At 70.7% G+C, this 7,483-nt stretch carries 7 protein-coding genes; 6 read left to right on the top strand and 1 reads right to left on the bottom strand.

Annotated features, from left to right (window positions below):
* Positions 1 to 85: 85 nt before the first annotated feature.
* The 6 genes from IG88_RS0120715 (at position 86) to IG88_RS0120685 (ending at position 6,663) form a co-directional block, all read left to right on the top strand.
* The gene (locus IG88_RS0120715) at positions 86 to 1,096 is read left to right on the top strand and encodes an ATP-binding cassette domain-containing protein (protein ID WP_199807480.1); all 1,011 of its coding nucleotides are present in this window, start codon (positions 86 to 88) and stop codon (positions 1,094 to 1,096) included.
* The gene (locus tag IG88_RS0120710) at positions 1,093 to 1,881 is read left to right on the top strand and encodes an ABC transporter permease (protein ID WP_031043178.1); all 789 of its coding nucleotides are present in this window, start codon (positions 1,093 to 1,095) and stop codon (positions 1,879 to 1,881) included. The genes IG88_RS0120715 and IG88_RS0120710 overlap by 4 nt, the downstream gene beginning before the upstream one ends.
* 220 nt (positions 1,882 to 2,101) lie before the next feature.
* Entirely contained in the window at positions 2,102 to 2,191 is a 90-nt protein-coding gene (kdpF, locus tag IG88_RS38820) for a K(+)-transporting ATPase subunit F (RefSeq protein ID WP_007451765.1), read from the top strand.
* A gap of 7 nt (positions 2,192 to 2,198) precedes the next feature.
* Complete coding sequence (gene kdpA / locus IG88_RS0120695; RefSeq protein WP_031043177.1) at positions 2,199 to 3,863, top strand: potassium-transporting ATPase subunit KdpA; 1,665 nt, start codon at positions 2,199 to 2,201, stop codon at positions 3,861 to 3,863.
* Complete coding sequence (gene kdpB, locus IG88_RS0120690) at positions 3,860 to 5,992, top strand: potassium-transporting ATPase subunit KdpB (RefSeq protein ID WP_031043176.1); 2,133 nt, start codon at positions 3,860 to 3,862, stop codon at positions 5,990 to 5,992. The genes kdpA and kdpB overlap by 4 nt, the downstream gene beginning before the upstream one ends.
* 5 nt (positions 5,993 to 5,997) lie before the next feature.
* Complete coding sequence (locus tag IG88_RS0120685) at positions 5,998 to 6,663, top strand: potassium-transporting ATPase subunit C (protein ID WP_031043175.1); 666 nt, start codon at positions 5,998 to 6,000, stop codon at positions 6,661 to 6,663.
* A gap of 19 nt (positions 6,664 to 6,682) precedes the next feature.
* On the opposite strand, the gene IG88_RS0120680 is transcribed toward IG88_RS0120685, so the two are convergent.
* Positions 6,683 to 7,459, bottom strand: coding sequence for a polysaccharide deacetylase family protein (locus tag IG88_RS0120680; RefSeq protein ID WP_031043174.1), 777 nt, complete (start codon positions 7,457 to 7,459; stop codon positions 6,683 to 6,685).
* Between the last annotated feature and the right edge of the window lie 24 nt (positions 7,460 to 7,483).

Here is a 7,483-nt window from a genome sequence, read left to right as displayed (position 1 = left end):
GGCCTCTTCCCCCCCCGCCTCTTCGCCCCGTCCCTGTTCCACGCCCCGTCATCGTCCACTTCACTCCTTCGAACGGGAGGGCGTCATGCCTTCATCTGTCATGCCCACGACCATTCCGGAGGCCGGCCCGCAGGCGGCCGCCGCCGTCTCCGCCGTGGGTCTGCGCAAGTCGTACGGCGACAAGACCGTCCTCGACGGTGTCGACCTGCGCATCCCCGCCGGGTCCGTGTTCGCGCTGCTCGGGCCCAACGGCGCCGGCAAGACCACCGCCGTCAAGATCCTCTCCACCCTGGTCTCCGCCGACGGCGGGCAGGCCCAGGTGGCGGGCCACGATCTCGCCGCCGACCCGCAGGCCGTGCGGGCCGCGATCGGGGTCACCGGGCAGTTCTCCGCCGTCGACGGCCTGATCACCGGCGAGGAGAACATGCTCCTCATGGCCGACCTGCACCTGATCCCCCGGCGCGAGGGCCGCAGGATCACCGCCGAACTGCTGGAACGCTTCGGCCTCACCGAAGCCGCGAAGAAGCCCGCCGCCACCTACTCCGGCGGCATGAAACGCCGCCTCGACATCGCCATGACCCTCGTCGGCAGCCCACGGATCATCTTCCTCGACGAACCCACCACCGGCCTCGACCCCCGCTCCCGCCACACCATGTGGCAGATCATCCGCGAACTCGTCACCGGCGGCGTCACCGTCCTCCTCACCACCCAGTACCTCGAAGAAGCCGACCAGCTCGCCGATCGCATCGCCGTCCTCCACAACGGCACCATCGCCGCCGAAGGCACCGCCGAAGAACTCAAACGACTGGTCCCCGGCGGTCACGTCCGGCTCCGCTTCACCCACCCGGACACCTACCGGGACGCCGCCACCGCCCTGCCCCACGGCACCCGCGACGACGACACCCTCACCCTGCGCGTCCCCAGCGACGGCAGCCAGCGCGACCTCCGCTCCGTCCTCGACCGCCTCGACGCCGCCGGCCTCCACGCCGACGAACTCACCGTCCACACCCCCGACCTCGACGACGTCTTCTTCGCCCTCACCGGCGGCACCGGCGTCCCCGCACAGACCGACCAGCCCAAGGAGACGACCCGATGAGCAACCTCACCCTCGCCGCGCGCAACTCCTCCACCATGCTGCGCCGCACCCTGCTCCACGCCCGCCGCTACCCCTCCCTCACCCTCAACCTCCTGCTCACCCCGGTCATGCTCCTGCTCCTGTTCGTCTACGTCTTCGGCGACACGATGAGCGCCGGCATCGGCGGCGGCCCCGACCGCTCCGCGTACATCGCCTACCTCGTGCCGGGCCTGCTCCTGATGACCATCGGGTCCACCACGATCGGCACCGCGGTCTCCGTCGCCAACGACATGAGCGAGGGGATCATCGCCCGCTTCCGCACCATGCCCATCCACCGCGGCTCGGTCCTCGTCGGCCACGTCATCGGCAGCGTGGTGCAGTCGGTCCTGAGCGTGGTCCTCGTCGGCGCCGTCGCCGCGGCCATCGGCTTCCGCTCCACCGACGCCACCCCCGTGGAGTGGCTCGCGGCCTTCGGACTGGTCGCCCTGTTCGCCACGGCGCTCACCTGGATCGCCGTCGGCATGGGCCTGATCAGCCCGAACGCGGAGGCCGCCAGCAACAACGCGCTGCCACTGATCTTCCTGCCGCTCATCTCCAGCGCCTTCGTGCCCATCGACGCCATGCCGGGCTGGTTCCAGCCGATCGCCGAGTACCAGCCCTTCACCCCCGCCATCGAGACCCTGCGCGGCCTCCTCCTCGGCACGGAGACCGGCCACAACGGCTGGCTCGCCCTCGCCTGGGGCGTGGCCCTCTGCACGCTCGGCCACCTCTGGTCCAAGTCGGTCTTCGACCGCCAGGGGAAGTAGTCCGGGCCCGAGGTTCGTCAGAGAGGTGTCAAAGGCGAGCGCGTCGCCGTATGGAAGCCGTCAACAGCGGTCGAAACGGGTCAGAAGCGGGCTGTCATCTCTCTGTCAGCTTCTCTTCCGAACCTCACTAGGAGCTCGCGATGGCCGACGTGGCCTTCGTCGTCACCACGCTCGCGGTGTTCGCGCTCGTGGCCCTCGTCGCCAAGGGGGTGACGAAGCTGTGACCGCGGAGAACGTCGTCGGCCTGATCGTGGCCGTCGCCCTGCTCGGTTACCTCGTCCTCGCCCTGATCCACCCGGAGAGGTTCTGAGCGCCGTATGAGCCCCGTCCTCTCCGGCGTGCTCCAGATGCTCGCCCTCCTGGCCGCGCTGGCGCTCGCCCACGTCCCCCTCGGCAACCACCTGGCCAAGGTCTACTCCTCCACCACGCACTGGCGGGTGGAGAAGTGGATCTACAAGGCCATCGGTGCCGACCCGGACACCCGGATGCGCTGGCCCGCCTACCTGCGCGGTGTCCTCGCCTTCTCGCTCGCCGGGGTCCTCTTCCTCTACCTGCTCCAGCGGCTCCAGGGCGTGCTGCCCGGCTCGCTGGGCTTCGCCTCCATCGACCCGGACCAGGCGTTCAACACCGCCGCGTCCTTCGTGTCCAACACCAACTGGCAGTCGTACTACGGCGAGCAGGCCATGGGCCACGTCGTGCAGACCGCCGGCCTGGCCGTGCAGAACTTCGTCTCGGCCGCCGTCGGCATCGCCGTGGCCGTCGCCCTGGTGCGCGGCTTCGCCCGCTCCCGCACCGGTGAACTCGGCAACTTCTGGGCGGACCTGGTGCGCGGTGTCGTCCGCGTCCTGGTGCCCGTCGCCGTGATCGGCGCGGTGATCCTGGTGGCCTGCGGGGTCATCCAGAACTTCTCGGGCATCCACGAGGTCGGCCAGTTCCTGGGCGCCCCGCAGCAGTGGAACGGCGGTGCGGTCGCCTCCCAGGAGGTCATCAAGGAGCTGGGCACCAACGGCGGCGGCTACTTCAACGCCAACTCGGCCCACCCCTTCGAGAACCCCACCCCGTTCACCAACCTCTTCGAGATCTTCCTGATCCTGCTGATCCCGGTCGCGCTCACCCGGACCTTCGGCGTCATGACGGGCTCGGTGCGCCAGGGCTACGCGATCCTCGGCGCGATGGGCGTCATCTGGCTCTCCTTCACCGCCCTCATGATGTGGACCGAGTTCGCCCACCACGGCCCGGCGCTCCAGGCGGCCGGGGGTGCGACGGAGGGCAAGGAACTCCGCTTCGGCATCGGCGGCTCGTCGCTCTTCGCGGTGTCCACCACCCTCACCTCGACCGGCGCGGTGGACTCCTTCCACTCCTCCTTCACCGGTCTCGGCGGCGGCATCACGATGCTCGGCATGATGCTGGGCGAGATCGCGCCCGGCGGGGTCGGCTCCGGGCTCTACGGCATGCTGGTCATGGCGGTCGTCGCGGTGTTCATCGCGGGGCTCATGGTCGGGCGCACGCCGGAGTACCTGGGCAAGAAGATCGGCAGCCGCGAGATGAAGTTCGCGGCCTGCTACATCCTGATCACCCCGGCGCTGGTCCTGACCCTCACCGCCGCGGCCATGGCCCTGCCCACCCCCGCCCACTCGATGACCAACAGCGGGGCGCACGGCTTTTCCGAGATCCTCTACGCCTACACCTCGGCCTCGAACAACAACGGTTCGGCCTTCGCCGGTCTGAACGCCGACACCCAGTGGTTCAACACCACCCTCGGCCTCGCCATGCTGCTCGGCCGCTTCCTGCCGATGGTGTTCGTCCTCGCGCTCGCCGGATCACTGGCCGAGCAGCGGCCCGTTCCGGCCACCGCGGGCACCCTGCGCACCGAGAAGCCGCTGTTCACCGGCCTGCTCGTGGGCGCCGTCCTGATCATCGCCGGCCTGACCTACTTCCCGGCGCTCGCCCTGGGCCCCCTCGCCGAAGGACTGGCGTCATGACCACCGACACGCACGAGCACGAGGACACGATGTCCACAGCCACCCCGACCCGGGCGCCGCGCGGCGACGCATCCACCGGGCACCAGGCCGCCGAGGGCCGCGTCGGCGCGGGCCTCTTCGATCCCAAGCAACTGCTCACGTCACTGCCCGCGGCCTTCCGCAAGCTCGACCCGCGGGTGATGGTGAAGTCGCCCGTCATGTTCGTGGTCCTCGTCGGCTCCGTCCTGACCACCGTCTTCTCCTTCAAGGACCCCGGCGACTGGTTCGGCTGGACCATCAGCGCCTGGCTCTGGCTGACCGTGCTCTTCGCCAACCTCGCGGAGGCGGTCGCCGAGGGCCGCGGCAAGGCCCAGGCCGACACCCTGCGCAGGGCCAAGACCGACACCGCCGCCCGCCGCCTCGTCGACGGGCGCGAGGAGCAGGTGCCCGGCACCGGGCTGGGCGTGGGCGACCTCGTGGTCTGCGAGGCCGGTGACGTCATCCCGGGCGACGGCGACGTCGTCGAGGGCGTCGCCTCCGTCGACGAGTCGGCGATCACCGGTGAGTCGGCACCCGTCATCCGTGAGTCGGGCGGCGACCGGTCCGCCGTGACCGGAGGCACGAAGGTGCTCTCCGACCGGGTCGTCGTCAGGATCACGACGAAGCCCGGCGAGACCTTCATCGACCGGATGATCAACCTGGTCGAGGGGGCGGCCCGGCAGAAGACGCCCAACGAGGTCGCGCTCAACATCCTGCTGGCCTCGCTGACCGTCGTCTTCCTGCTGGCCTGCGTCACCCTCCCGCCCTTCGCCGGCTACGCGGGCACCGAACTGACGACGGTCGTACTGGTGGCGCTGCTGGTCTGCCTGATCCCGACCACGATCGGCGCCCTGCTCTCCGCCATCGGCATCGCGGGCATGGACCGGCTGGTCCAGCGCAACGTGCTGGCCATGTCCGGCCGCGCCGTCGAGGCCGCCGGTGACGTCTCCACCCTGCTGCTGGACAAGACCGGCACCATCACGCTCGGCAACCGGCAGGCCGCCGGGTTCGTGCCGGTGCGCGGCAGCACCGAGGCCGAGGTCGCGGACGCCGCCCAGCTCTCCTCGCTGGCCGACGAGACGCCCGAGGGCCGCTCGATCGTCGTCCTGGCGAAGGAGGAGTACGGACTGCGTGCGCGCCACGAGGGCGAACTCGCCGGTGCCGAATGGATCCAGTTCTCCGCCCAGACCCGTATGTCCGGTGTGGACGTGGGCGGCCGCAAGGTCCGCAAGGGCGCGGCGGGCTCCGTCGTCGCCTGGGTCCGGGAGCGGGGCGGCACGGTGGCCGAGGACGCGGACGCGGCCGTGGAGCGCATCTCCGCGGCGGGCGGCACCCCGCTGCTCGTCGCGGTCGAGGACGGGCGCGGCGCCCGCGTCCTCGGGGTCGTCCACCTCAAGGACGTGGTCAAGCAGGGCATGCGCGAGCGGTTCGGGGAACTGCGGAGCATGGGCATCAGGACCGTCATGATCACGGGCGACAACCCGCTGACGGCCCGGGCGATCGCCGAAGAGGCGGGCGTCGACGACTTCCTCGCCGAGGCCACCCCCGAGGACAAGATGGCCCTGATCAAGCGGGAGCAGGCCGGCGGCAAGCTCGTCGCGATGACCGGCGACGGCACCAACGACGCGCCCGCGCTGGCCCAGGCGGACGTCGGTGTCGCGATGAACACCGGCACGTCGGCCGCCAAGGAGGCCGGCAACATGGTCGACCTCGACTCCGACCCGACCAAGCTCATCGAGATCGTCGAGATCGGCAAGCAGCTCCTGATCACCCGGGGAGCGCTCACGACCTTCTCGATCGCCAACGACGTCGCCAAGTACTTCGCGATCATCCCGGCCCTCTTCGCGGCCGTCCATCCGGGCCTGGACAAGCTCAACGTCATGGGCCTGTCCTCGCCCGACTCCGCGATCCTCTCCGCGGTGATCTTCAACGCCCTGATCATCGTCGTGCTGGTCCCGCTCGCCCTCAGGGGAGTGCGCTACCGGCCGGTCGGCGCCGACCGGATGCTCCGCCGCAACCTGGCCGTCTACGGCCTGGGCGGCCTGGTCGCCCCGTTCGCCGGGATAAAGATCATCGACCTGCTCGTCTCGCTCATCCCCGGAATCGGCTGATCCCCATGAAGATCCCCGTCATCAACACCGCCCGGCTGCTCGGCGCGGGCCTGCGCGCCCTGCTCGTCCTGACCCTGGTCACCGGCGTCGTCTACCCCCTGGCGGTCACCGGCGTCGCCCAGGGCCTCTTCCCCGGCAAGGCGAACGGCTCCGAGATCGAGGCGGACGGCAAGGTCGTCGGCTCCTCCCTCATCGGGCAGTCGTACGACCTTCCGCTCAAGGAGGGCCAGGAGACTCCCGAGCCCGACCTCAAGTGGTTCCAGGGCCGTCCGCGGAACGGCCTCGGCACCAACAGCGTCAACACCCGCTACGAACTGATCCTCTCCGGCGCGACCAACCGCTCCGCCGACAACGCGGAGCTGGTCCGCTGGGTGAAGGAGGCCAAGGCGGCCGTCGTCCGGGACAACTCCGTGCCCGGCCACCCCGTACGGCCCTCGGACGTGCCCCCGGACGCCGTCACCTCCTCCGGCTCCGGCCTGGACCCGCACATCTCCCCCGAGTACGCCGGTCTCCAGGTGCGCCGGGTCGCCGAGCGCAACGGCCTGCCCGTCGCGCGCGTCCAGGAACTCGTCGACGCGCACACCACCCCGCGCACCCTCGGCTTCATCGGCGAACCACGCGTCAACGTACTGGAGTTGAACATCGCGCTGAGGGAACTCCGGCGGCACTGAGGCGCCGCCGCCGGACGGGTCAGCGCACCGGGAACCCGAAGGAGTACCCCTGCTCGTCGAGCCAGGGCAGGACCTGCCGCAGGGCCTCGACGGTCTGGGTGCGGTCGCCCCCCGCGTCGTGGAAGAGGATCGTCGGCCCGTTCGGCAGCTCCCGCTGGACGGTGGCGACGATGGCGTCCGTGCCCGGCCGCTCGAAGTCCTTGGTGTCCACGTTCCAGCCCAGCGGACGCATGCCCCGGGAGGCGGCGAGCTTGCGGCTGTAGGGGGTGAAGGCCCCGCCGGGGGCCCGGTAGTACATCGGCCGCACGCCGCCCGAGGCCTCCGTGATCATGCGCTCGGCGTCGAGGATCTCCTTGGACTGGTAGGCCTCGGACTTCTTGTCCATGGCCGTGTCGTGGGACACCGAGTGGTCGCACAGCCGGTGCCCGGCCGCGACGACGTCCTTCACCAGGTCGGGGTGGGCCTTGGCCTGGAGCCCCGTCATGCAGAAGGTGGCCTTCACCCCGTACTCCTCGAGCAGGTCGAGCACCTGGGGCGTCCACGCGGGGTCGGGACCGTCGTCGATGGTGATGTTGACGCCGCGCGGTCCCGCGTCCGAGGCGTGGGCGATGCCGACGTCGACCGGCGAGGCGTCGTTGCCCGGCGTGGCCGGCGCGGACACCTGCGGCGTCGCACCGTCGCCGGCGGAGTCGGCCTGCGCGGTCCACACCGACGCCCCGACGGCGAGCACCGTGACACCGAGTGCCGCCCCGACCACCTTGCCGTACCAGCCCCGTCCAGCACCGTGCCGCGCCATGTCCGCCGCCCCGCCTTCGCGTAG

Origin of the sequence: Streptomyces sp. NRRL F-5650, assembly GCF_000721365.1 — a bacterium.
Taxonomy (GTDB): Bacteria; Actinomycetota; Actinomycetes; order Streptomycetales; family Streptomycetaceae; genus Streptomyces; species Streptomyces ardesiacus.
The sequence above is the reverse complement of the archived record's forward strand: the minus strand, read 5'-3'. Positions and strand labels throughout refer to the sequence as shown.

What these genes read in the sequence shown, in the direction of transcription:
- IG88_RS0120715 (WP_199807480.1), top strand. Translation starts at nt 86, where the DNA reads ATGCCTTCATCTGTCATGCCCACGACCATTCCGGAGGCCGGCCCGCAG.
- IG88_RS0120710 (WP_031043178.1), top strand. Translation starts at nt 1,093, where the DNA reads ATGAGCAACCTCACCCTCGCCGCGCGCAACTCCTCCACCATGCTGCGC.
- kdpA (WP_031043177.1), top strand. Translation starts at nt 2,199, where the DNA reads ATGAGCCCCGTCCTCTCCGGCGTGCTCCAGATGCTCGCCCTCCTGGCC.
- kdpB (WP_031043176.1), top strand. Translation starts at nt 3,860, where the DNA reads ATGACCACCGACACGCACGAGCACGAGGACACGATGTCCACAGCCACC.
- IG88_RS0120685 (WP_031043175.1), top strand. Translation starts at nt 5,998, where the DNA reads ATGAAGATCCCCGTCATCAACACCGCCCGGCTGCTCGGCGCGGGCCTG.
- IG88_RS0120680 (WP_031043174.1), bottom strand. Translation starts at nt 7,459, where the DNA reads ATGGCGCGGCACGGTGCTGGACGGGGCTGGTACGGCAAGGTGGTCGGG.